General features: G+C 50.5%; 39 protein-coding genes. 6 read left to right on the forward strand and 33 right to left on the reverse strand.

Annotated features, from left to right (window positions below):
- Positions 1-2 precede the first annotated feature (2 nt).
- The gene (locus LCD46_20690; GenBank protein UOY70413.1) at positions 3-557 is read left to right on the forward strand and encodes a gamma carbonic anhydrase family protein; all 555 of its coding nucleotides are present in this window, start codon (positions 3-5) and stop codon (positions 555-557) included.
- Here the strand turns inward: LCD46_20690 and LCD46_20695 are convergent.
- Genes LCD46_20695 through dprA form a run of 6 tightly spaced genes read right to left on the reverse strand, consistent with a single transcriptional unit; the run spans position 533 to position 4,316 of the window.
- A complete protein-coding gene (locus LCD46_20695; GenBank protein UOY70414.1) occupies positions 533-781 on the reverse strand; it encodes a DUF1488 domain-containing protein in 249 nt (82 codons plus the stop codon). The two genes, LCD46_20690 and LCD46_20695, sit on opposite strands and share 25 nt — an antisense overlap.
- A complete protein-coding gene (gene aroE, locus LCD46_20700; protein UOY73017.1) occupies positions 778-1,596 on the reverse strand; it encodes a shikimate dehydrogenase in 819 nt (272 codons plus the stop codon). The genes LCD46_20695 and aroE overlap by 4 nt, the downstream gene beginning before the upstream one ends.
- Before the next feature lie 4 nt (positions 1,597-1,600).
- Positions 1,601-2,173, reverse strand: a complete 573-nt coding sequence (gene tsaC, locus LCD46_20705; protein ID UOY70415.1) for an L-threonylcarbamoyladenylate synthase type 1 TsaC — start codon at positions 2,171-2,173, stop codon at positions 1,601-1,603.
- A complete protein-coding gene (locus tag LCD46_20710; protein ID UOY70416.1) occupies positions 2,166-2,720 on the reverse strand; it encodes a topoisomerase DNA-binding C4 zinc finger domain-containing protein in 555 nt (184 codons plus the stop codon). The genes tsaC and LCD46_20710 overlap by 8 nt, the downstream gene beginning before the upstream one ends.
- A 26-nt stretch (positions 2,721-2,746) precedes the next feature.
- Positions 2,747-3,220 (reverse strand): DUF494 family protein Smg, encoded by a 474-nt coding sequence (gene smg, locus LCD46_20715; GenBank protein ID UOY70417.1) that lies wholly within the window; start codon positions 3,218-3,220, stop codon positions 2,747-2,749.
- On the reverse strand, positions 3,192-4,316 hold the full coding sequence (dprA, locus tag LCD46_20720) for a DNA-protecting protein DprA (GenBank protein ID UOY70418.1): 1,125 nt from the start codon (positions 4,314-4,316) through the stop codon (positions 3,192-3,194). The genes smg and dprA overlap by 29 nt, the downstream gene beginning before the upstream one ends.
- A 127-nt stretch (positions 4,317-4,443) precedes the next feature.
- On the opposite strand from dprA, the gene def reads away from it, so the two are divergent.
- The 5 genes from def (at position 4,444) to mscL (ending at position 9,219) form a co-directional block, all read left to right on the forward strand.
- Positions 4,444-4,953 (forward strand): peptide deformylase, encoded by a 510-nt coding sequence (gene def, locus LCD46_20725; GenBank protein ID UOY70419.1) that lies wholly within the window; start codon positions 4,444-4,446, stop codon positions 4,951-4,953.
- 23 nt (positions 4,954-4,976) lie between these two features.
- Positions 4,977-5,924: a methionyl-tRNA formyltransferase gene (gene fmt, locus LCD46_20730; GenBank protein ID UOY70420.1), complete on the forward strand. Its 948-nt coding sequence runs from the start codon at positions 4,977-4,979 to the stop codon at positions 5,922-5,924.
- Between the two features lie 52 nt (positions 5,925-5,976).
- On the forward strand, positions 5,977-7,263 hold the full coding sequence (rsmB, locus tag LCD46_20735; protein UOY70421.1) for a 16S rRNA (cytosine(967)-C(5))-methyltransferase RsmB: 1,287 nt from the start codon (positions 5,977-5,979) through the stop codon (positions 7,261-7,263).
- Between the two features lie 22 nt (positions 7,264-7,285).
- Entirely contained in the window at positions 7,286-8,662 is a 1,377-nt protein-coding gene (trkA, locus tag LCD46_20740; GenBank protein UOY70422.1) for a Trk system potassium transporter TrkA, read from the forward strand.
- Between the two features lie 146 nt (positions 8,663-8,808).
- The gene (gene mscL, locus LCD46_20745) at positions 8,809-9,219 is read left to right on the forward strand and encodes a large-conductance mechanosensitive channel protein MscL (protein UOY70423.1); all 411 of its coding nucleotides are present in this window, start codon (positions 8,809-8,811) and stop codon (positions 9,217-9,219) included.
- On the opposite strand, the gene LCD46_20750 is transcribed toward mscL, so the two are convergent.
- From LCD46_20750 to rplB, 27 genes are all read right to left on the reverse strand, one after another.
- Entirely contained in the window at positions 9,220-9,435 is a 216-nt protein-coding gene (locus tag LCD46_20750; protein UOY70424.1) for an alternative ribosome-rescue factor A, read from the reverse strand.
- 57 nt (positions 9,436-9,492) lie between these two features.
- The gene (gene zntR, locus LCD46_20755; GenBank protein UOY70425.1) at positions 9,493-9,918 is read right to left on the reverse strand and encodes a Zn(2+)-responsive transcriptional regulator; all 426 of its coding nucleotides are present in this window, start codon (positions 9,916-9,918) and stop codon (positions 9,493-9,495) included.
- 2 nt (positions 9,919-9,920) lie between these two features.
- Positions 9,921-10,289, reverse strand: coding sequence for a DUF1992 domain-containing protein (locus LCD46_20760; protein UOY70426.1), 369 nt, complete (start codon positions 10,287-10,289; stop codon positions 9,921-9,923).
- Positions 10,290-10,397: 108 nt separating this feature from the next.
- On the reverse strand, positions 10,398-10,781 hold the full coding sequence (rplQ, locus tag LCD46_20765) for a 50S ribosomal protein L17 (GenBank protein ID UOY70427.1): 384 nt from the start codon (positions 10,779-10,781) through the stop codon (positions 10,398-10,400).
- Between the two features lie 40 nt (positions 10,782-10,821).
- The gene (rpoA, locus tag LCD46_20770) at positions 10,822-11,811 is read right to left on the reverse strand and encodes a DNA-directed RNA polymerase subunit alpha (GenBank protein ID UOY70428.1); all 990 of its coding nucleotides are present in this window, start codon (positions 11,809-11,811) and stop codon (positions 10,822-10,824) included.
- 25 nt (positions 11,812-11,836) lie between these two features.
- Positions 11,837-12,457: a 30S ribosomal protein S4 gene (gene rpsD, locus LCD46_20775; protein ID UOY70429.1), complete on the reverse strand. Its 621-nt coding sequence runs from the start codon at positions 12,455-12,457 to the stop codon at positions 11,837-11,839.
- A 32-nt stretch (positions 12,458-12,489) separates the two neighbouring features.
- Positions 12,490-12,879 (reverse strand): 30S ribosomal protein S11, encoded by a 390-nt coding sequence (gene rpsK / locus LCD46_20780; GenBank protein UOY70430.1) that lies wholly within the window; start codon positions 12,877-12,879, stop codon positions 12,490-12,492.
- Positions 12,880-12,895: 16 nt separating this feature from the next.
- Positions 12,896-13,252: a 30S ribosomal protein S13 gene (rpsM, locus tag LCD46_20785; GenBank protein UOY70431.1), complete on the reverse strand. Its 357-nt coding sequence runs from the start codon at positions 13,250-13,252 to the stop codon at positions 12,896-12,898.
- A 146-nt stretch (positions 13,253-13,398) separates the two neighbouring features.
- On the reverse strand, positions 13,399-13,515 hold the full coding sequence (gene rpmJ, locus LCD46_20790; protein ID UOY70432.1) for a 50S ribosomal protein L36: 117 nt from the start codon (positions 13,513-13,515) through the stop codon (positions 13,399-13,401).
- Positions 13,516-13,546: 31 nt separating this feature from the next.
- Positions 13,547-14,878, reverse strand: coding sequence for a preprotein translocase subunit SecY (gene secY, locus LCD46_20795; GenBank protein ID UOY70433.1), 1,332 nt, complete (start codon positions 14,876-14,878; stop codon positions 13,547-13,549).
- Between the two features lie 7 nt (positions 14,879-14,885).
- Positions 14,886-15,320, reverse strand: a complete 435-nt coding sequence (gene rplO / locus LCD46_20800) for a 50S ribosomal protein L15 (protein UOY70434.1) — start codon at positions 15,318-15,320, stop codon at positions 14,886-14,888.
- A gap of 3 nt (positions 15,321-15,323) precedes the next feature.
- Positions 15,324-15,503, reverse strand: coding sequence for a 50S ribosomal protein L30 (gene rpmD / locus LCD46_20805; GenBank protein UOY70435.1), 180 nt, complete (start codon positions 15,501-15,503; stop codon positions 15,324-15,326).
- Positions 15,504-15,509: 6 nt separating this feature from the next.
- On the reverse strand, positions 15,510-16,010 hold the full coding sequence (gene rpsE / locus LCD46_20810; protein ID UOY70436.1) for a 30S ribosomal protein S5: 501 nt from the start codon (positions 16,008-16,010) through the stop codon (positions 15,510-15,512).
- Between the two features lie 14 nt (positions 16,011-16,024).
- Entirely contained in the window at positions 16,025-16,378 is a 354-nt protein-coding gene (rplR, locus tag LCD46_20815) for a 50S ribosomal protein L18 (protein ID UOY70437.1), read from the reverse strand.
- A gap of 9 nt (positions 16,379-16,387) precedes the next feature.
- Positions 16,388-16,921: a 50S ribosomal protein L6 gene (rplF, locus tag LCD46_20820; GenBank protein ID UOY70438.1), complete on the reverse strand. Its 534-nt coding sequence runs from the start codon at positions 16,919-16,921 to the stop codon at positions 16,388-16,390.
- Between the two features lie 12 nt (positions 16,922-16,933).
- Positions 16,934-17,326: a 30S ribosomal protein S8 gene (gene rpsH, locus LCD46_20825; GenBank protein UOY70439.1), complete on the reverse strand. Its 393-nt coding sequence runs from the start codon at positions 17,324-17,326 to the stop codon at positions 16,934-16,936.
- Between the two features lie 30 nt (positions 17,327-17,356).
- Positions 17,357-17,662: a 30S ribosomal protein S14 gene (gene rpsN, locus LCD46_20830; protein UOY70440.1), complete on the reverse strand. Its 306-nt coding sequence runs from the start codon at positions 17,660-17,662 to the stop codon at positions 17,357-17,359.
- 14 nt (positions 17,663-17,676) lie between these two features.
- Positions 17,677-18,216, reverse strand: coding sequence for a 50S ribosomal protein L5 (gene rplE, locus LCD46_20835; protein ID UOY70441.1), 540 nt, complete (start codon positions 18,214-18,216; stop codon positions 17,677-17,679).
- 14 nt (positions 18,217-18,230) lie between these two features.
- The gene (rplX, locus tag LCD46_20840) at positions 18,231-18,545 is read right to left on the reverse strand and encodes a 50S ribosomal protein L24 (protein UOY70442.1); all 315 of its coding nucleotides are present in this window, start codon (positions 18,543-18,545) and stop codon (positions 18,231-18,233) included.
- Positions 18,546-18,555: 10 nt separating this feature from the next.
- Positions 18,556-18,927 carry a 50S ribosomal protein L14 gene (gene rplN, locus LCD46_20845; GenBank protein ID UOY70443.1) on the reverse strand — a complete coding sequence of 124 codons (372 nt, stop codon included), beginning with the start codon at positions 18,925-18,927 and terminating at the stop codon, positions 18,556-18,558.
- Between the two features lie 166 nt (positions 18,928-19,093).
- Positions 19,094-19,348 (reverse strand): 30S ribosomal protein S17, encoded by a 255-nt coding sequence (rpsQ, locus tag LCD46_20850; protein ID UOY70444.1) that lies wholly within the window; start codon positions 19,346-19,348, stop codon positions 19,094-19,096.
- On the reverse strand, positions 19,348-19,539 hold the full coding sequence (rpmC, locus tag LCD46_20855) for a 50S ribosomal protein L29 (protein ID UOY70445.1): 192 nt from the start codon (positions 19,537-19,539) through the stop codon (positions 19,348-19,350). Before rpmC ends, rpsQ begins: the two co-directional genes overlap by 1 nt.
- Positions 19,539-19,949: a 50S ribosomal protein L16 gene (rplP, locus tag LCD46_20860; protein ID UOY70446.1), complete on the reverse strand. Its 411-nt coding sequence runs from the start codon at positions 19,947-19,949 to the stop codon at positions 19,539-19,541. Before rplP ends, rpmC begins: the two co-directional genes overlap by 1 nt.
- A 12-nt stretch (positions 19,950-19,961) precedes the next feature.
- Positions 19,962-20,663 (reverse strand): 30S ribosomal protein S3, encoded by a 702-nt coding sequence (gene rpsC / locus LCD46_20865; GenBank protein UOY70447.1) that lies wholly within the window; start codon positions 20,661-20,663, stop codon positions 19,962-19,964.
- A gap of 17 nt (positions 20,664-20,680) precedes the next feature.
- The gene (gene rplV / locus LCD46_20870; protein ID UOY70448.1) at positions 20,681-21,013 is read right to left on the reverse strand and encodes a 50S ribosomal protein L22; all 333 of its coding nucleotides are present in this window, start codon (positions 21,011-21,013) and stop codon (positions 20,681-20,683) included.
- Between the two features lie 14 nt (positions 21,014-21,027).
- Positions 21,028-21,306 (reverse strand): 30S ribosomal protein S19, encoded by a 279-nt coding sequence (rpsS, locus tag LCD46_20875; protein UOY70449.1) that lies wholly within the window; start codon positions 21,304-21,306, stop codon positions 21,028-21,030.
- Positions 21,307-21,322: 16 nt separating this feature from the next.
- Positions 21,323-22,144, reverse strand: a complete 822-nt coding sequence (gene rplB / locus LCD46_20880) for a 50S ribosomal protein L2 (GenBank protein ID UOY70450.1) — start codon at positions 22,142-22,144, stop codon at positions 21,323-21,325.
- Positions 22,145-22,157 lie beyond the last annotated feature (13 nt).

Here is a 22,157-nt window from a genome sequence, read left to right on the forward strand (position 1 = left end):
ATATGCCCTCAGTATTACGTCCCTATAAAGATCTGTTCCCCAAAAAAGGCGATCGCGTGATGATCGATGCCAGCAGCGTGGTCATTGGTGATGTGCGAATAGCCGCTGATGTCAGTATTTGGCCACTTGTCGCCATCAGGGGGGATGTCAACTATGTGTCGATTGGTGCCCGTACCAATATTCAGGATGGTAGCGTTCTGCACGTCACGCACAAATCCTCATACAACCCTGAGGGCAATCCGCTCATCATTGGAGAGGATGTCACTATCGGCCATAAAGTGATGCTTCACGGCTGCACTATCGGTAATCGGGTGCTTGTGGGGATGGGCTCGATTTTGCTGGATGGTGTGATAGTAGAAGATGATGTAATGATTGGCGCTGGAAGTCTTGTCCCGCAAAACAAACATCTGGAAAGCGGTTATCTCTATTTAGGTAGCCCGGTGAAACAGATCCGCCCCTTAAAAGAGGCGGAAATAGAAGGGTTGAGATACTCAGCGAATAACTATGTGAAATGGAAAGATGAGTATTTGGCTCAGGACAACCAGACCCAGCCCTGATCGTCTTCCTGCTGATCGCGGATCAAATCGCTGGCTTCCTCTTCGAGATCCCAGCGATTCTCACAAAAGACGTCTAGTGGATGAGAACCGCCAAAGCGACTCAGCAGCGTTTCTCCGCCGATCGCACAGGTCAATTGCATCCCGTGCACCAGCACCGGAAAGCAGACAGCCTGTTTGCTCTCATCCCAGACTTCTCTATCAGGAAAATGAATTGCCTGGTTCACTCAGTCAATTCCTGCTTCAGCTTTTCAATCACCGGTTCGACCGCAGGTAGCACTCCGTGCCAGAGCAGCACCGCATGTGCCGCCTGCCCCACCAGCATACCCAGTCCATCCGCCAGATGCTTCGCGCCGTGTTGCTCACACCAGTTCAGGAAAGGTGTCTTCCCTTTCTGATAAAACATGTCGTAGAAATAGATGTGGTGACTCACCAGTGCAGAAGGGATCGCCGGAACTTCGCCACCAATGCCGCTAGAGGTAGCATTAATGATCAGATCGAACTCGTGACCCGCCAGATCATCAAGCGCAACTGCGCTTACACTGCCGGTATGTGCGAACAACCCCGCTAACGCTTCTGCTCTGGAAAACGTGCGGTTGGTAATTGTCACAGCACAATCAAAAGATAAGAGAGGAAGCAGTACGCCACGAGAAGCCCCGCCCGCACCTATCAGTAGAATTCGAAAACCCGGTTTAATAAATGACAGTCTTTCCAGGTCGCTAAGCAACCCGATACCATCCGTGTTATCGCCAAGTAACCGCCCATCCTCAAGCCGTTTTAGCGTATTCACGGCACCGGCAAGAGAAGCACGTTCAGTCAGTTCATCTGCCCGTTCAAAAGCTTCTTCTTTGAAAGGTACCGTCACATTTGCACCTTTACCGCCCGCGTCGAAAAAAGCATTCAGGGTCGGAACAAATGCGTCAACAGGTGCCAGCACGCGGCCATAGGGATGAACTATCTGGAGCTGGTCAGCAAACTGCTGATGGATCCAGGGTGACTTACTGTGCGCTATCGGATTACCAAAAACAGCATAAGCTTCCATCATATTACCCCTGGCGAAAACGTTCGCCGGTCAAAGCGTCGCGGATTTCCGACGGATTCAGTCGACCACCCGTTTCACCCAATGCTACCGGGAAATCGCTCCCGAACTGCGCCAGTACTTCTTCAGTTGTTCGGCACGGAGGCAGCCCGGTCAGGTTGGCACTGGTTGAGACCAGTGGTTTGCCAAACGCCAGGCACAGTTCCACCACCAGCGGATGGTCGGTGACGCGGACGGCGAGGGAATCAAACTTTCCGGTTAACCAGCGCGGTGTCGAAGGTTGCGCCGGAAAAACAAAGGTCACAGGCCCTGGCCACGCGGAGAAGACAGTCTCCCGCTGAGCCGGTGTTAACATGGAATCATCAATATAAGGCTTTAGTTGTTCATAATTGGCAGCGATTAAAATCAGCCCTTTTTCGACGGGCCTCTGTTTGAGTGCCAGTAATCGGCCAACGGCCGTCTCGCTGTCAGGATCGCAACCGACCCCAAAGACAGCTTCAGTTGGATAGGCGATGACTTCTTCATTTTTCAGGACATCCACCGCATGCGCAATGGAGCCTGATGGCAGGTTATTATTCACTATTTTGATCCGCCGAAACCGGCTTTCCACATTGTTTACTGGCGCAAAAGCGTTTCATACCTTGCGCCGTTTTCTTCTCAATAAGTAGCGGATAATTGCAATGAGTGCAGACGCCCGCTACCGGTTTGAAATTGATAACGAACTGGCATTCAGGATAGCGATCGCAAGAATGGAAGGTCTTACCAAAACGAGAACGACGCTGTACCAGTTGCCCACGCTGGCATTGAGGACAAGCAATAGCCGTTTCATCCGGTTTATCAATTTGTTCTGTATGTTCGCATGCAGGGTAACGGCTACATCCAATGAACATGCCGAAACGCCCCTGACGCAGCGCTAACTCACCGCCGCAGAGAGGGCAAAGCTGCCCCTCCAGAATTTTAACGATATGTCCGTCCGCCTGGCTTTTCAGGGGACGGACATAATCACATTCCGGATACTGTGAACAACCGAGAAACGGGCCGTGTTTCCCGGACCGAATAACAAGTTCAGCCCCGCACTGCGGACAGGGCTCATTTTTATGCACCGTGAATAGTGCTGATTTGGCCATAACAACTCTTGGTGCTGCATATTGAATTAATGCAGCATACCTTCATTCACTTCAAAGAGTAATTCTTCCATCTGCTGATAGGCATTTTCACAGCCTGGAATATTAAACAGAACCATCAGGATCACCCATTTGAGGTCTTCCAGTTCAAATTCTGCTGTATCCAGCGCCATGACGCGCTCTATCACCATTTCTCTCGTTTCGAGGTTTAGCACCTGAATCTGCTCAAGGAATAAAATGAATCCCCGGCAGCTGGCGTCCAGCCTTTCACACTCTTCAGCGGTATAGATGCGTACAGACAATGGGTCAGAAGCAAGCTGCATAGGTTCGGCAAGGCCTTCCTGATAATCAGCTAACTTTTCCAGCCACATCAACGCATTATAGATATCTTCCCGCTCAAACCCCGCATCGGTAAGATCCTGTGTCAATTTGTCCTGATCCACTCGCATTTCTGCTTCGTTATGGATGTAAGTCTCAAACAAATACATCAGTACGTCGAACATGGCATGCCCTCCTTAATCGGACATAGCCGCCGGGTACAGCTGCGATCCACCCTGCTAACTCCAGTTCGAGTAGCTGTGCTACCGTTACTGGCACAGGTTGGCCGGCACGTTCAGCGACAACGTCAACAGGTGTTACCTCATCTCCTACGTTAGCCAGGAGCTTGGGAAATGGCAATGCCACCTTTCCCTGATCTGATGAATATTGTCGCTTTTCGGGATCTTCCTGCAGCCATTGCAACCCATATTGCAAATTTTCAAGAATGTCCCCGACTTCCGTTACCGGTGTTGCCCCTTGCTTAATCAGCCAGTGGGGCCCCTCGCATCCGGGATTGCCTATCGGACCAGGCAGGGCGAAGACTTCTCGCCCCTGTTCGAGCGCGCATCGAGCTGTGACCAGTGAACCGCTTCTCCGCGCCGCTTCAACGACCAGTACGCCTCTGCTAAGCCCGCTGATAATTCGATTACGACGCGGAAAGTTTGCTGGTCTGGGCTGCGCCGAAAGAGGGAACTCAGACACTATCGCACCGCCAGATTCGATGAGACGTATAGCCAAAGCCTGATGCCGACGGGGATAAATGCTAAAAAGACCGTTCCCCAACACGGCTACACTACGACCTTTTACTGACAGCGCAGCGTTGTGGGCAACGCCATCAATACCACAGGCCAGCCCGCTGGTGATCGTGAACCCGCTTTGAGAAAGCTGCTCGCACAGAATTTTCCCCCATCGCTCGCCGTACCATGACGGCGCACGGCTACCTACAACAGCCAACTGGATAGTGTTAAGCGCCTCTGGGTTGCCTTTTACAAATAACGCCCCCGGATAATCAGGAATAGTTCGAAGCAAGGGAGGATAAAGCGGATCATGTGCCGTTAATAATTGATTGTCCGGCTGCTCAAGCCACATCAGGCTGCGTTCCAGCTCATTTTCATCTGGAGCAAAGAACCTTTCAGCTTGCTTTGCTGTCAGCCCGGCGTTTCTGAGAACAGGAACATCTATGCTTTTCTGATTCTGTAGCCGTGCGACGGCGTCCAGCATTGCATCACCACAAAGAGACCCTGTATGTATTAACCGTAACCATATCTCGGTAGATGTCATCCTTTCCCCTGCCATAAGCGGCCTCCGCAATCATTGCGATTGGTCACTGATGCTGTCAATCAATGGGGGATTTGTCTAGAATAGAGGTATTATTGTTATCAACTCCTGAACACGACTCTGGAAATTTATGGCAGTTTTGCAAGTGTTACATATTCCGGACGAGCGCCTTCGCATCGTCGCTGAACCGGTTAAAGAAGTGAATGCAGAAATTCAGCGTATCGTAGATGATATGTTCGATACCATGTACGCCGAAGAAGGCATTGGCCTCGCGGCGACTCAGGTGGACATTCACAAGCGCATTATCGTGATCGACGTTTCTGAAAATCGCGATGGTCGTCTGGTGCTGATCAATCCTGAGTTGCTTGAGAAAAGTGGCGAAACCGGTATTGAGGAAGGCTGTCTTTCCATTCCGGAACAGCGCGCTTTAGTGCCACGTGCCGAAAAAGTGAAAATTCGCGCTCTGGATCGTGACGGTAATCCGTTCGAGCTGGAAGCAGACGACCTGCTGGCGATTTGTATTCAGCATGAGATGGATCACCTGGTCGGTAAACTGTTTATCGATTACCTCTCACCACTGAAACAGCAGCGTATTCGCCAGAAAGTAGAGAAACTGGATCGTATGCGCTCGCGTGCATAACACCCCGGGATACAAGGAATAACGTGTCTAAATCGCTACGTATTATCTTTGCAGGAACGCCTGATTTTGCAGCGCGTCATCTTGACGCGCTGTTGTCTTCTGATCACCAGATTGTGGGTGTATTTACTCAACCAGATCGTCCGGCTGGCCGCGGCAAAAAGTTGATGCCAAGCCCGGTAAAAATGCTGGCAGAAGAGCATGGATTACCGGTATTCCAGCCAGCCTCCCTGCGTTCACCGGAAAATCAGCAACTTGTTGCTGACCTGAATGCCGACGTTATGGTGGTAGTGGCTTACGGTTTAATTCTGCCCAAAGCTGTGCTTGATATGCCTCGCCTGGGCTGTGTAAATGTGCACGGTTCTCTGCTGCCTCGCTGGCGTGGCGCCGCGCCTATCCAGCGTTCTTTATGGGCAGGTGATGCAGAGACTGGCGTCACTATCATGAAGATGGACGTAGGTTTAGACACTGGCGACATGCTCTATAAACTCGCCTGCCCGATTACCGCGGAAGACACCAGCGCAACGCTGTACGACAAGCTGGCGGACCTTGGCCCTCAGGGTCTCCTCGAGACGCTGCAACAGCTTGCGGATAATACGGCGCAACCTGAAGTTCAGGATGAAACGCTTGTTACCTATGCCGAAAAGCTAAGCAAAGAAGAAGCGCGGATCGACTGGTCCCTGTCAGCTGCTCAACTCGAACGCTGCATTCGTGCGTTTAATCCATGGCCAATGAGCTGGATGGAGATCGATGAGCAGCCAGTGAAAGTCTGGAAAGCCTCGGTCATTTGCGGCAATACCACGGCTGAACCCGGTACGATTATTGATGTCAGCAAGAACGGTATCCAGGTAGCGACCGCCCAAGGGATCTTGAATCTTGAAGCACTGCAACCGGCCGGTAAGAAAGCCATGAGCGCTCAGGACCTGTTAAATTCCCGTCGCGAATGGTTTATCCCCGGCAAACGTCTTGCCTGAGAAAATTTATCCTTAAGGCCCGGTGTTTCCGGGCATTTTTATTTTTACGGCTATGAAAAAACAAAATCTACGCAGTATGGCGGCCCAGGCCGTTGAGCAGGTTATCGAGCAGGGCCAGTCTTTGAGTAACGTCCTGCCTCCGCTGCAACAAAAAGTCTCTGATAAAGACAAAGCCCTGCTTCAGGAGCTCTGCTTTGGCGTCCTGCGCACACTCTCTCAGCTTGAGTGGTTGATCAATAAGTTGATGTCGCGGCCAATGACCGGCAAGCAACGCACCGTACATTATTTAATTATGGTAGGTTTCTATCAGCTTCTTCATACCCGTATTCCACCTCATGCCGCTCTGGCTGAGACAGTGGAAGGTGCTGTTGCGATCAAACGTCCCCAACTGAAAGGTCTGATCAACGGAGTACTGCGTCAGTTCCAGCGACAGCAGGAAGAGCTTCTTACTGAGTTTGCTCAAAGTGAAACACGTTTCCTGCACCCGGAATGGCTTCTTAATCGCCTGAAAAAAGCTTATCCGCAGCAGTGGCAGGACATTGCCGAAGCCAATAACCAGCGCCCACCAATGTGGTTGCGCGTGAATCGTAATCATCATTCTCGCGATGCCTGGCTGGCCTTGCTTGAAGAGGCTGGAATGAACGGCTTCACACATGACGCCTATCCTGATGCCGTACGTTTAGCATCGCCTGCACCAGTACATGCATTACCCGGTTTTGACGAAGGCTGGGTAACTGTACAGGATGCCTCTGCCCAGGGTTGCATAACCTGGCTTGAACCACAAAATGGAGAGCAGATCCTCGATCTCTGCGCCGCGCCAGGCGGCAAAACCACGCATATTCTGGAAGTTGCGCCTCAGGCCAGCGTATTGGCAGTGGACGTTGATGAACAACGTCTTTCACGCGTCTACGACAACCTGAAACGTCTGGGTATGAAGGCGCAGGTTAAGCAAGGTGATGGACGCAAACCCGCAGAATGGTGTGGCGAGACGAAATTTGATCGTATTTTGCTGGACGCCCCCTGCTCGGCAACCGGTGTTATTCGCCGTCATCCGGATATTAAGTGGCTGCGTCGTGACCGTGATATTAAGGAACTTGCCCAGCTGCAATCCGACATTCTTGACGCCATTTGGCCACATCTTAAACCAGGCGGAACGCTGGTCTATGCAACCTGTTCCGTACTGCCGGAAGAAAACAGTCAGCAAATCGCGGCCTTCCTTAAACGAACTCCGGACGCTGCATTAAGAGATACGGGGACGCCTGAACGCCCCGGTCAGCAGAACCTGCCAGGTGCAGAAGAGGGTGATGGTTTCTTTTACGCTAAGCTAATCAAAGAGTGATGTTGAGAACAGGTCACGAGATATGAAAATTATCATTCTGGGTGCAGGACAGGTTGGTGGAACGCTGGCGGAAAACCTGGTTGGTGAAAACAATGACATCACTATTGTTGATACCAACGGCGATCGGCTGCGCGTGTTGCAGGACAAGTTTGACCTTCGTGTTGTGCAGGGTCACGGCTCGCATCCACGGGTCCTTCGTGAAGCGGGTGCCGATGATGCCGACATGCTGGTTGCTGTAACCAGCTCTGACGAAACCAATATGGTTGCTTGTCAGGTGGCTTACTCACTTTTCAACACACCAAACCGAATCGCGCGCATCCGTTCTCCTGACTATGTCCGCGATGCAGAGAAACTGTTTAATTCCGAAGCGGTCCCGATTGATCATCTCATCGCGCCAGAGCAACTGGTTATCGACAATATCTATCGCCTGATCGAATATCCTGGCGCACTGCAGGTGGTGAATTTTGCCGAAGGTAAAGTGAGTCTTGCAGTGGTTAAGGCCTATTACGGTGGGCCATTAATCGGCAATGCGCTCTCCACAATGCGTGAGCATATGCCGCACATTGATACTCGTGTCGCAGCCATTTTCCGTCACGACAGACCGATTCGTCCGCAAGGCTCCACCATTGTCGAAGCCGGTGATGAGGTCTTCTTTATTGCGGCCTCTCAGCATATTCGCGCAGTAATGAGTGAGCTTCAGCGTCTCGAGAAGCCATATAAACGTATTATGTTGGTCGGTGGTGGCAATATCGGTGCTGGCCTGGCGCGTAGACTGGAAAAAGATTACAGCGTGAAATTGATCGAACGCGATCAGCAACGAGCTTCTGAACTGGCAGAAAAGTTGCAGAACACGATCGTATTTTATGGCGATGCGTCGGATCAGGAACTACTGGCTGAAGAACATATTGATCAGGTTGATCTGTTTATTGCCGTCACCAACGACGATGAAGCAAATATCATGTCGGCCATGCTCGCCAAACGAATGGGGGCAAAAAAGGTGATGGTGCTTATTCAGCGCCGGGCTTATGTTGACCTTGTTCAGGGGAGTGTCATTGATATCGCCATTTCGCCACAGCAAGCGACCATTTCCGCCCTCCTGAGCCATGTTCGCAAAGCGGATATTGTCGGCGTTTCATCTCTGCGTCGCGGTGTGGCAGAAGCCATTGAAGCCGTAGCTCATGGTGATGAAACCACATCACGCGTTGTGGGACGCGCCATTGATGAGATTAAACTTCCCCCGGGGACAATTATCGGGGCCGTAGTACGGGGGAATGATGTCATGATTGCCAATGATAATTTACGTATCGAGCAAGGGGACCACGTTATTATGTTCCTTACCGATAAAAAATTTATTACCGATGTCGAACGCCTGTTCCAGCCAAGTCCATTCTTCCTGTAATCATTCAGGTGCTCCTCAAAGAGCACCTGAACATAATCCCTCTATTTAACATGCCTTTTATTTTTCATAACGATTATTTATCCCCAATGGCAAATAGCTAATCATTTGTTAAACTTATAATCGTCAGCTGGCACAAGGAGAGCATAATGAGTTTTATTAAAGAGTTTCGCGAATTTGCGATGCGCGGGAATGTGGTGGATTTGGCAGTGGGTGTCATTATTGGTGCGGCGTTCGGTAAGATCGTCTCATCATTAGTTGCCGACATTATCATGCCACCGTTGGGGTTATTAATCGGGGGCATTGATTTCAAACAATTTGCCGTCACGCTCCGGGATGCGCAGGGCGATGTCCCGGCGGTCGTAATGCATTACGGTGTGTTCATTCAGAACATATTCGACTTCGTGATTGTGGCGTTTGCCATTTTTATGGCCATAAAGCTTATCAACAAGTTAAATCGTAAAAAAGAAGAGCCTGCAGCAGCACCAGCACCAACAAAAGAAGAAGTATTGCTGGCAGAAATTCGCGATCTGTTAAAAGAGCAGAATAATCGCTCTTGATCAGAAACTAAAAGCAAGAAGGCCAGTGGTAAAAAAGCGATCCGCTTGTTTGCCACTGGCCTCCCAGTTACCCCGTTTTGCATGCTTGTCTTTACGCAGATAACTACCTTTCCCTTTTTTACTTTTCTCGACGCGCTGTCTGAAGAGCGGGTCATGTAGTAAAGCTTCAATAGCGTTATCTTTAATTTGTCCCTTCGTATGCTGATAGCGGCTCATCATTTCTCCTGAGCATGGTTTATGTCGACGGAAGTCTAGACCCGGGCGGACAAAAAATCAACTGCCCTCCATTTCTCCACTGGCCCCCTGTTCAAGGGCTTCCAGAATTGAACAATAGATACTGCTGTGCGCCGTACCACAGCAGGCGTCATTCAGCCTTTGTAAAGAACGCTGCATAGTCTGCAACTCCTGAATGCGCGCTTCAACCTCATCCAGGCGGGCCTGAACAATACTCTTCGACTCCTGGCAGGTATGATGTTCCGGATCAATACGGATCGATAATAACTCGCGGATCGAATCCAGTGTGAAACCAAGCTGACGCGCATAACGAATAAAGCGCAGACGTTGTAGATCGTTATCGGTATAAAGGCGAAAACCGCCTTCAGTGCGTACTTCATGATCAATCATCTGCTGCTTTTCATAGTATCGGATGGTATCCGGCGTTACGTTCGCGAGCTTTGCAAGTTCACCGATACGGTACATAACTATTCCTCGTTTATTTTATGCATCAATCTTTCGCCGTATTCACCGCGCAGAAAGTCAGTATTCATTCCAGCCTGGCGAAGCTTGAGTTCAATCAGGGCGAGCCGACGGGAAAGTTCAGAATGTCGAGGATCGTCCTGACGGATACCTCTGAGTAGATCAGCAAGCTCAACCGCCTCCCTGCGCTGTTCGAGTTCAGGAGGAAGACAACCTGCATTTTTCAGTAATCGGTATCCTGCACGTAATTCTGGCGCGATGTGCGAATCGTCTTCCAGCACAAGGGGAGCGCCACTTCCTGGAAGATCATCAAATTCACCTTTTTTTTGGGCATCGCGAATATGGCGTTCTGCCCACTGATCGAGCAACCACATTATCAGCTCCAGAGAAAGAACAGATTTGATACAAACATTGTAGAGAAGTTGGGGATCTACCGGATATAAAAAAACCCGCCGAGGCGGGTTTTTTTACGTTACTGCAGATTACTCTGCAGCAGCTTCTGCTTTCTCTGAACGATCAACCAGCTCGATGTAAGCCATCGGCGCGTTGTCGCCTGCACGGAAGCCACACTTCAGAATGCGAGTGTAACCACCGGCACGGCTCGCGAAACGCGGGCCCAGTTCGTTAAACAGTTTTGCCACGATCTCGTTATCACGAGTACGGGCGAATGCCAGACGACGATTAGCAACGCTGTCAGTCTTGGCAAGAGTAATCAGCGGCTCAACTACGCGACGCAGCTCTTTCGCTTTAGGCAGGGTCGTCTTGATGATCTCATGACGAACCAGTGAACCTGCCATGTTGCGGAACATAGCCTGGCGATGGCTGCTGTTGCGGTTCAGTTGACGACCACTCTTACGATGGCGCATGACCTTATCCTTCTCAGTAAAACCTTAACCTGTGATCCGGTTACTCGTCAGCAATACTAGCTGGTGGCCAGTTTTCCAGGCGCATGCCCAGAGACAAACCACGTGAAGCCAGCACGTCTTTAATCTCAGTAAGAGATTTTTTACCCAGGTTCGGCGTTTTCAGCAACTCAACCTCGGTACGCTGTACCAGATCACCGATATAGTGGATAGCTTCTGCCTTGAGGCAGTTAGCAGAGCGGACAGTCAATTCGAGATCGTCAACAGGGCGCAGCAGGATCGGATCGAATTCTGGTTTCTCTTCTTTCACTTCCGGCTGACGTACATCACGTAAGTCAACGAAAGCTTCCAGTTGTTCTGCCAGGATGGTTGCCGCACGACGAATCGCCTCTTCAGGATCGATTGTGCCGTTGGTTTCCATTTCGATGACCAGCTTGTCCAGGTCGGTACGCTGTTCTACACGCGCTGCTTCAACATTGTAGGCAATACGCTCTACAGGGCTGTAGCATGCGTCGACCAGCAGACGGCCGATTGGGCGCTCATCTTCTTCCGAATGAATTCGGGCAGAAGCCGGCACATAACCACGACCGCGCTGAACTTTGATACGCATGCTAATCGCTGCGTTCTCATCGGTCAGGTGGCAGATCACGTGCTGCGGCTTGACGATTTCAACATCACCGTCGTGGGTGATGTCGGCTGCAGTCACAGGGCCAATGCCAGATTTATTCAGAGTAAGAATAACTTCATCTTTACCCTGAACTCTCACCGCCAGCCCTTTCAGGTTGAGCAGGATTTCAAGGATATCTTCCTGAACGCCTTCTTTGGTGCTGTACTCATGAAGTACACCATCAATCTCAACCTCGGTCACCGCGCAACCCGGCATCGATGAGAGCAGAATACGGCGCAGTGCGTTACCCAGAGTATGGCCAAAGCCACGCTCTAAAGGCTCAAGGGTCACCTTGGCGTGCGTCGAACTCACTTGCTCGATATCTACCAGGCGCGGTTTTAGAAACTCTGTCACAGAACCCTGCATTGTGTCCTCTCTTTGGTACTAAGCTTTACTTGGAGTAAAGCTCGACGATCAGGTGTTCGTTAATGTCCGCAGACAGATCAGAACGTTCTGGCTGACGCTTGAACGTACCTTCCATCTTGCCAGCATCAACTTCCAGCCAGGTTGGCTTTTCACGCTGCTCAGCCAGCTCCAGAGCGGCCTTCACGCGAGATTGCTTTTTCGCTTTCTCACGAATGCTAACAACGTCATTCGCTTTAACCTGATAAGAAGCGATGTTAACAACACGACCGTTTACCATGATTGCTTTGTGGCTAACCAGCTGACGTGATTCAGCACGAGTAGCGCCGAAGCCCATACGGTATACAACGTTGTCCAGACGACCTTCCAGCAGAGCCAGCAGGTTTTCACCCGTGTTGCCTTTCAGACGTGCTGCTTCTTTATAGTAGTTACGGAACTGACGCTCCAGCACACCGTACATACGGCGAACTTTTTGCTTTTCACGCAACTGCACACCATAGTCAGACAGACGCGGTTTACGCGCACCGTGCTGGCCAGGAGCTTGTTCAATTTTACACTTGGTATCGATCGCGCGAACGCCAGACTTAAGGAATAAGTCGGTGCCCTCACGACGGCTCAGCTTGAGCTTAGGACCCAAATATCTTGCCATTTTCTATCTCCAACTAACCTAAAAAACGAGCGTTATACGCGACGTTTTTTCGGCGGACGACAACCGTTATGAGGGATCGGAGTCACATCAGTAATATTCGTGATGCGGAAACCAGCGGCGTTCAGAGCGCGAACAGTAGATTCACGACCCGGACCCGGACCTTTAACCATAACTTCCAGATTCTTGATGCCGTATTCTTTTACGGCTTCAGCGCAACGCTCTGCTGCAACCTGAGCTGCGAACGGAGTGGATTTGCGAGAACCACGGAAACCGGAACCACCGGCTGTTGCCCAACCCAATGCGTTACCCTGACGATCAGTAATAGTAACGATGGTGTTGTTGAAAGAAGCATGGATATGAGCCACGCCGTCAGAGACTTGTTTTCTTACACGTTTACGTGCACGAACTGGTGCCTTTGCCATTATTCAATCACCCCGATTATTTCTTGATCGGTTTGCGCGGACCCTTACGGGTACGTGCGTTGGTCTTAGTACGCTGACCGCGCACTGGCAGACCACGACGATGACGCAAACCGCGATAGCAACCAAGATCCATCAGGCGCTTGATGCTCATGCTGATTTCACGGCGCAGATCACCTTCAACGACAAATTTGGCAACTTCGTCACGCAGCGTGTCGATTTGTTCTTCAGACAGCTCACTGATCTTAACATCTTCAGCGATACCCGCTGCAGCCAGAATGGCTTTAGAACGGGTCTTGCCGACGCCGTAGATCGAAGTTAATGCGATCACAGCATGTTTCTGATCAGGAATGTTAATGCCTGCTATACGGGCCACTATGCACTCCTACTATTTAATATGTACGCACCATGCTGAAAAGCCCGTTTTCAGGATACTCAAATGGAAACGTACAGACATACAAAAGATTGGCTGGCTAATCTAGCCAGCTCAACCCAACTTTGCAAGAAAAATATGCGAAATAATCAGCCTTGGCGCTGTTTATGCTTCGGCTCGGCACTGCAAATCACGCGGATGACACCATCACGCTTAACGATTTTGCAGTTACGGCATAATTTCTTGACGGAAGCACGAACTTTCATTTTTACTCTCCGTAACTTCTCAGGCGACCAATTAGCGGCCGTAGCCTTTCAGGTTCGCCTTCTTCAATGCAGACTCATACTGACTCGACATCATCAGAGTTTGCACTTGAGCCATAAAGTCCATAATCACGACAACAACGATAAGCAGTGAGGTCCCACCGAAGTAGAACGGTACTTTCATTGCATCACGCATGAACTCCGGGATCAGGCAGATAAAAGTAATATAAAGCGCACCAACCAAAGTCAGACGAGTCATTACTTTATCGATATACTTCGCCGTTTGCTCTCCCGGACGAATTCCTGGTACAAATGCACCGGACTTCTTCAGGTTATCTGCTGTTTCACGCGGGTTGAAGACCAACGCCGTGTAGAAGAAACAGAAGAAGATGATCGCAGACGCATAGAGTAACACATAAAGTGGTTGCCCAGGCTGCAAATACAGCGAAATTGTTGTCAGCCAGTTCCAACCAGTCCCGCCCCCGAACCATGACGCGATGGTCGCCGGGAACAGAATAATACTGGAAGCGAAGATCGCCGGGATTACCCCTGCCATATTCACTTTCAGCGGTAAATGTGTGCTCTGTGCAGCATAGACACGACGACCTTGCTGACGTTTAGCGTAGTTCACCACAATGCGGCGTTGACCACGTTCAACGAAGACAACAAAGAACGTCACTGCAAATACTAATACTGCAACCAACAGCAACAGGAGGAAGTGCAGGTCGCCTTGACGCGCTTGCTCGATAGTATGGGCGATGGCTGGCGGGAGGCCCGCAACAATACCGGCGAAGATAATGATCGAGATACCGTTACCGATACCACGTTCAGTAATCTGTTCGCCGAGCCACATCAGGAACATTGTCCCTGTGACCAGACTAACAACAGCGGTGAAATAGAATGCAAAGCCTGGGTTTAATACCAGGCCCTGCATACCAGGCATATTCGGAAGACCGGTAGCAATACCGATCGACTGGAATATTGCCAGCACCAGAGTACCGTAACGGGTGTACTGACTAATCTTACGACGTCCAGACTCCCCTTCTTTCTTCAACTCTGCCAGGGCCGGATGAACGACCGTCAGCAGCTGGATAATAATAGATGCCGAAATGTACGGCATAATACCCAGAGCGAAGATAGAAGCACGGCTGAGAGCACCACCAGAGAACATGTTGAACATTTCAATGATGGTGCCTCGCTGTTGCTCAAGCAGTTTGGCAAGTACAGCGGCATCGATACCAGGGATCGGAATAAAAGAGCCAATACGGAACACAATCAGCGCGCCGATAACAAACAGCAGTCTGCGTTTCAGCTCGCCAAATCCACCTTTGGCACTTTGAAAATCTAATCCCGGTTGCTTAGCCATCTGCTACTTATTCCTCAATTTTACCGCCAGCAGCTTCGATAGCAGCACGAGCACCTTTAGTAACACGCAGGCCACGAACAGTTACCGGAGTAGAAACTTCACCAGCCAGGATCACTTTCGCGAACTCGATCTGGATACCGATAATGTTTGCTGCTTTCAGCGTGTTCAGGTCTACAACGCCGCCTTCAACTTTCGCCAGGTCAGACAGACGGATTTCCGCTGTGATCGCTGCTTTGCGAGAGGTGAAGCCGAACTTCGGCAGACGACGGTACAGTGGCATCTGGCCACCCTCGAAACCGCGACGTACGCCACCGCCAGAACGAGAGTTCTGACCTTTGTGACCACGACCACCGGTTTTGCCGAGGCCAGAACCGATACCACGACCCAGGCGTTTACCCGCCTTTTTAGAGCCTTCGGCCGGAGACAGAGTATTTAAACGCATCTCTTACTCCTCAACTTTAACCATGAAGTAAACCGCGTTGACCATACCGCGAATAGCAGGAGTATCCTCGCGCTCAACGGTATGACCAATACGACGCAGACCCAGGCCAAGCAGCGTTGCCTTGTGTTTCGGCAGACGACCGATTGCACTGCGGGTTTGAGTGATTTTAATAGTCTTTGCCATGGTCAATTACCCCAGAATTTCTTCAACGGATTTACCACGCTTGGCAGCGACCATTTCTGGAGAATTCATATTTTCCAGGCCATCAATAGTTGCACGAACCACGTTGATCGGGTTGGTGGAACCATATGCTTTAGCCAGTACGTTATGAACCCCAGCAACTTCCAGAACAGCGCGCATTGCACCACCGGCGATGATACCGGTACCTTCTGAAGCTGGCTGCATGAATACACGAGACCCCGTGTGAACACCTTTAACTGGGTGCTGCAGGGTGCCGTTGTTCAGCGCGACGTTAATCATGTTGCGACGGGCTTTTTCCATCGCTTTCTGGATCGCTGCTGGAACTTCACGCGCTTTACCGTAACCAAAACCAACGCGACCATTACCATCACCCACTACAGTCAGAGCTGTGAAGGAGAAAATACGACCACCTTTAACGGTTTTAGATACGCGGTTTACCGCGATCAGCTTTTCCTGCAGTTCGCCAGCCTGTTTTTCGATGTGAGCCATCTTACACCTCTACCTTAGAACTGAAGGCCAGCTTCACGGGCAGCATCTGCCAGTGCCTGGACACGACCATGATATTGGAACCCGGAACGGTCAAAGGAAACATTGCTGATGCCTTTTTCCAGAGCGCGTTCAGCAACAGCTTTACCTACAGCTGCAGCGGCGTCTTTGTTACCGGTGTACTTCAATTGTTCTGCAATAGCTTTTTCTACAGTAGAAGCAGCTACCAGAACTTCAGAACCGTTCGGTGCAATTACCTGTGCGTAAATATGACGCGGGGTACGATGTACCACCAGGCGAGTTGCACCCAGCTCTTTGAGCTTGCGGCGTGCGCGGGTCGCACGACGGATACGAGCAGATTTCTTATCCATAGTGTTACCTTACTTCTTCTTAGCCTCTTTGGTACGCACGACTTCGTCGGCGTAACGAACACCCTTGCCTTTGTAAGGCTCAGGACGACGGTAGGCGCGCAGATCTGCTGCAACCTGACCGATCAGCTGTTTATCAGCGCCTTTCAGCACGATTTCAGTTTGAGTCGGACATTCTGCAGTGATACCGGCCGGCAGCGGATGCTCAACAGGGTGTGAGAAGCCCAGAGACAGGCCTACTGCATTCCCTTTGATAGCTGCACGATAACCTACACCAACCAGCTGAAGCTTTTTAGTGAAGCCTTCGGTAACACCAACAACCATTGAGTTCAGCAGGGCACGCGCGGTACCAGCCTGAGCCCATCCATCCACGAAACCATCACGTGGACCGAAGGTCAGAGCGTTATCTGCATGTTTAACTTCAACAGCTTTGTTGAGGGTACGAGTCAGCTCGCCGTTTTTACCTTTGATCGTAATAACCTGACCGTCGATTTTTACATCAACGCCGGCAGGAATAACGACCGGTGCTTTAGCAACACGAGACATTCTTTCCTCCGATTAGGCTACGTAGCAGATAATTTCGCCACCAAGACCAGCCTGGCGCGCTGCACGATCAGTCATAACACCTTTAGAGGTAGAAACAACTGCGATACCAAGACCAGCCATAACTTTTGGCAGCTCATCTTTTTTCTTATAGATGCGCAGGCCTGGGCGGCTGACACGCTGAATGCTTTCTACAACAGCTTTACCCTGGAAATACTTGAGAGTAAGTTCCAGTTCCGGCTTGGTGTCGCCTTCAACTTTAAAATCTTCGATAAAACCTTCTTCCTTCAGCACGTTGGCAATTGCCACTTTCAGCTTGGCGGAAGGCATGGTGACCGCAACTTTGTTCGCGGCCTGACCGTTACGGATACGGGTCAGCATATCCGCGATCGGATCTTGCATGCTCATCTGTCTTTACTCCCGTGATTCAATTGGTAATTACCAGCTAGCCTTTTTCAAGCCTGGTACTTCACCGCGCATGGCGGCTTCACGCAGTTTGATACGGCTCAACCCAAACTTGCCCACATAACCATGTGGACGACCTGTTTGACGACAGCGGTTACGCTGACGAGACGGGCTGGAATCACGCGGCAGAGACTGCAGCTTGAGAACCGCATTCCAACGATCTTCGTCGGAAGCGTTCACATCAGAAATGATCGCTTTCAGTTCAGCGCGTTTAGCGAAGAATTTATCAGCTAAAGCTACGCGCTTTACTTCGCGTGCTTTCATTGATTGCTTAGCCATTCAGTAACCCTACCTTACTTGCGGAACGGGAAGTCAAAGGCAGCCAGCAGAGCACGGCCTTCTTCGTCAGATTTCGCAGTAGTGGTAATGGTAATATCCAAACCACGCACGCGGTCGACTTTATCGTAGTCGATTTCTGGGAAGATGATCTGCTCACGGACACCCATGCTGTAGTTACCACGACCGTCGAAAGACTTAGCGGACAAGCCACGGAAGTCACGGATACGTGGAACAGCAATAGTGATCAGGCGCTCAAAGAACTCCCACATGCGTTCGCCACGCAGAGTTACTTTACAGCCGATCGGATAGCCCTGACGGATTTTGAAGCCTGCAACAGATTTGCGTGCTTTGGTGATCAGCGGTTTTTGACCGGAGATTGCTGTCAGGTCAGCTGCTGCGTTATCCAGCAGTTTCTTGTCAGCGATCGCTTCACCAACACCCATGTTCAGGGTGATCTTCTCGACCCGAGGGACTTGCATGACAGAATTGTAGTTAAACTCAGTCATGAGTTTTTTAACTACTTCGTCTTTGTAGTAATCATGCAGTTTCGCCATCGTACTACTCCAAATTACTTGATAGTTTCGCTGTTAGACTTGAAGAAACGGACTTTTTTACCGTCTTCGAATCTAAAGCCTACACGGTCAGCCTTGCCGGTAGCCGCATTGAAGATTGCAACGTTAGAAACCTGAATAGCAGCTTCTTTTTCAACGATGCCGCCTGGTTGGTTCAGGGCCGGAACCGGCTTCTGATGTTTCTTAACCAGGTTGATACCTTCAACGACGAGTTTGCCGGAAGACAGAACATTTTTTACTTTACCGCGTTTACCTTTATCTTTACCGGTTAACACGATAACTTCGTCATCACGACGGATTTTCGCTGCCATGATTCGCTCCTTAGAGTACTTCTGGTGCCAGAGAGATAATTTTCATGAACTTCTCAGTACGAAGTTCACGAGTTACCGGCCCAAAGATACGCGTGCCGATAGGCTGCTCGCTGTTATTGTTTAAAATAACGCATGCATTACCATCGAAGCGAATGACAGAACCGTCAGGGCGACGAACACCCTTCTTGGTGCGCACCACTACCGCCTTCAGCACATCACCTTTTTTGACCTTACCACGTGGAATTGCTTCCTTGATGGTGATCTTGATGATGTCGCCTACGCCTGCGTAGCGACGGTGCGAGCCACCCAGAACCTTGATACACATTACGCGACGTGCACCGGAGTTGTCGGCGACGTTCAGCATAGTCTGTTCTTGGATCATTTTAGTGCTCCGCTAATGTCAACTACTACCTGAGACTCTAAAATCAGAGCCGTTAAAAAGCCCCATATCGAGGGCGCGGCATTATAACACCGCTTCTGCAATATGGGTAGAAAAAATAAACGGCTCATCGCTGAGCCGTTTATTCGTATTGAGAATGCGTACTGTATTACAGAACCGCTTTCTCTACAACGCGAACCAGCGTCCAGGACTTAGTCTTGGACAGTGGACGGCATTCACGGATTTCAACCTTGTCGCCGATACCACATTCGTTGTTCTCGTCATGTACGTGCAGTTTGGTCGTACGCTTGATGAATTTACCGTAGATCGGGTGTTTCACAATACGTTCGATAGCTACAACAATGGATTTCTCCATTTTGTCGCTAACAACACGACCTTGCAGAGTACGGATTTTATCGGTCATTACGCACCCGCCTTCTGAGTCAGTAAAGTCTTAACGCGTGCAACATTGCGACGCACTTGCTTCAGCAGGTGAGTCTGTTGCAGCTGGCCACTTGCAGCCTGCATACGCAGGTTGAACTGCTCACGCAGCAGGTTCAGCAGCTCAGCGTTCAGCTCTTCAACGCTTTTTTCACGCAGCTCTTTTGCTTTCATTACATCACCGTCTTAGTTACAAAGGTGGTTTTGATAGGCAGTTTCGCTGCTGCCAGGCCGAAGGCTTCACGGGCCAGCTCTTCCGGAACACCGTCCATTTCATACAGGACTTTGCCCGGTTGGATCAAGGCAACCCAGTACTCCACGTTACCTTTACCTTTACCCATACGAACTTCCAGCGGCTTCTCGGTAATTGGTTTGTCCGGGAATACACGGATCCAAATTTTACCTTGACGCTTAACTGCACGGGTCATTGCACGACGTGCTGCTTCGATCTGACGTGCAGTCAGACGACCACGGCCAACAGCTTTCAGACCGAAAGTGCCGAAGCTAACATCCGTACCCTGCGCCAGACCACGGTTGCGGCCTTTGTGCACTTTACGGAATTTTGTACGCTTTGGTTGTAACATCAGCGACGCTCCTTATTTACGGCCTTTACGCTGCTGCTTTTTAGGTTGAGCAGCCGGTTTTTCCGGTTGTTCAACAGCAGCCATACCACCCAGGATCTCACCTTTGAAGATCCATACCTTAACGCCGATTACACCGTAAGTGGTGTGCGCTTCAGAGGTGTTGTAGTCGATGTCAGCACGCAGAGTGTGCAGCGGTACGCGACCTTCACGGTACCATTCGGTACGTGCGATTTCCGCGCCGCCCAGACGGCCGCTAACTTCAACTTTGATACCTTTAGCGCCCAGACGCATTGCGTTCTGTACAGCACGCTTCATAGCACGACGGAACATAACACGACGTTCCAGCTGTGAAGTGATGCTGTCAGCAACCAATTTAGCGTCCAGTTCAGGCTTACGAACTTCAGCGATATTGATCTGTGCAGGAACGCCAGCGATATCCGCTACGACCTTGCGCAGTTTTTCTACGTCTTCGCCTTTCTTACCGATAACGATGCCAGGACGAGCAGTGTGGATAGTCACACGGATGCTCTTAGCTGGACGCTCGATAACGATACGAGATACAGACGCTTTAGCCAGTTCCTTAGTCAGGTACTGACGTACTTTAAAATCGCTGTCCAGGTTGTCAGCGAATTCTTTGGTGTTCGCAAACCAGGTAGAGTTCCATGGTTTTACAATACCCAGGCGAATACCATTAGGATGTACTTTCTGACCCATTGCTAGTCTCCAGAGTCTCAGCGATCGGACACAACCACAGTAATGTGGCTGGTGCGCTTCAGGATGCGATCTGCACGACCTTTCGCACGCGGCATAATGCGCTTCATGCTTGGGCCTTCATCTACGAAAATTTTCGCGACTTTCAGATCGTCGATGTCAGCGCCATCGTTGTGTTCAGCGTTAGCAATGGCAGATTCCAGTACTTTCTTGACCAATACCGCAGCTTTCTTGTTGGTATAGGTCAGGATGTCCAGGGCCTGCGACACTTTCTTACCGCGAATCAGGTCAGCAACAAGGCGAACCTTCTGTGCAGAAGAACGAGCATGGCGATGTTGAGCTAAAGTTTCCATCTCTTCCTCCTACCTTATTTCTTCTTCGCTTTTTTATCAGCAGCGTGGCCGCGATAAGTACGAGTCGGTGCGAATTCACCCAGTTTGTGACCAACCATTTCGTCGGTAACAAAGACTGGAACGTGCTGACGACCATTATGGACAGCGATGGTCAAACCGATCATGTTAGGAAAGATCGTTGAACGACGGGACCAAGTGCGCAGGGGCTTCTTGTCTCCGCTTTCCACCGCTTTCTCTACCTTCTTCAGCAAGTGCAGGTCAATAAAAGGACCTTTCTTGAGAGAACGTGGCATGGCTTATCCTCTAAAATTATTTGCTACGGCGACGTACGATAAATTTATCAGTACGCTTGTTGCTGCGGGTCTTCTTACCTTTGGTCTGAACGCCCCACGGAGTTACCGGGTGCTTACCAAAGTTACGACCTTCACCACCACCATGTGGGTGGTCGACTGGGTTCATCGCAGTACCGCGAACGGTAGGACGAACACCACGCCAGCGTGCAGCACCTGCTTTACCCAGAACGCGCAGCATATGCTCAGCATTGCCAACTTCGCCCAGGGTTGCACGGCAGTCTGCTTCGACTTTACGCATTTCACCAGAACGCAGACGCAGGGTGACATAAGCACCATCACGAGCAACGATCTGAACGTAAGTACCAGCGGAACGTGCCAGCTGACCGCCTTTACCTGGTTTCATTTCTACGTTATGAACGGTAGAACCAACCGGGATATTGCGCATCGGCAGGGTGTTACCTGCTTTGATTGCAGCATCAACGCCAGACTGAATCTGGTCGCCAGCTTTCAGGCCTTTAGGGGCCAGGATGTAACGGCGTTCGCCGTCTTTGTACAGAACCAGCGCGATGTTCGCGGAACGGTTCGGATCGTACTCAAGACGTTCAACAACTGCTGGGATACCGTCTTTGTTGCGTTTGAAGTCAACAATACGATAAGCCTGCTTGTGGCCACCACCGATGTGACGAGTGGTGATACGGCCATTGTTGTTACGACCACCGGATTTGCTGTTTTTTTCCAGCAACGGAGCAAAAGGTTTGCCCTTGTGCAGCTCAGGGTTAACCACTTTAACTACGTGGCGACGACCCGGAGATGTCGGTTTACATTTAACAACTGCCATTGTATTACTCCTC

It is taken from the genome of Enterobacter ludwigii, from assembly GCA_023023105.1.
GTDB classification, from domain to species: Bacteria; Pseudomonadota; Gammaproteobacteria; order Enterobacterales; family Enterobacteriaceae; genus Enterobacter; species Enterobacter adelaidei.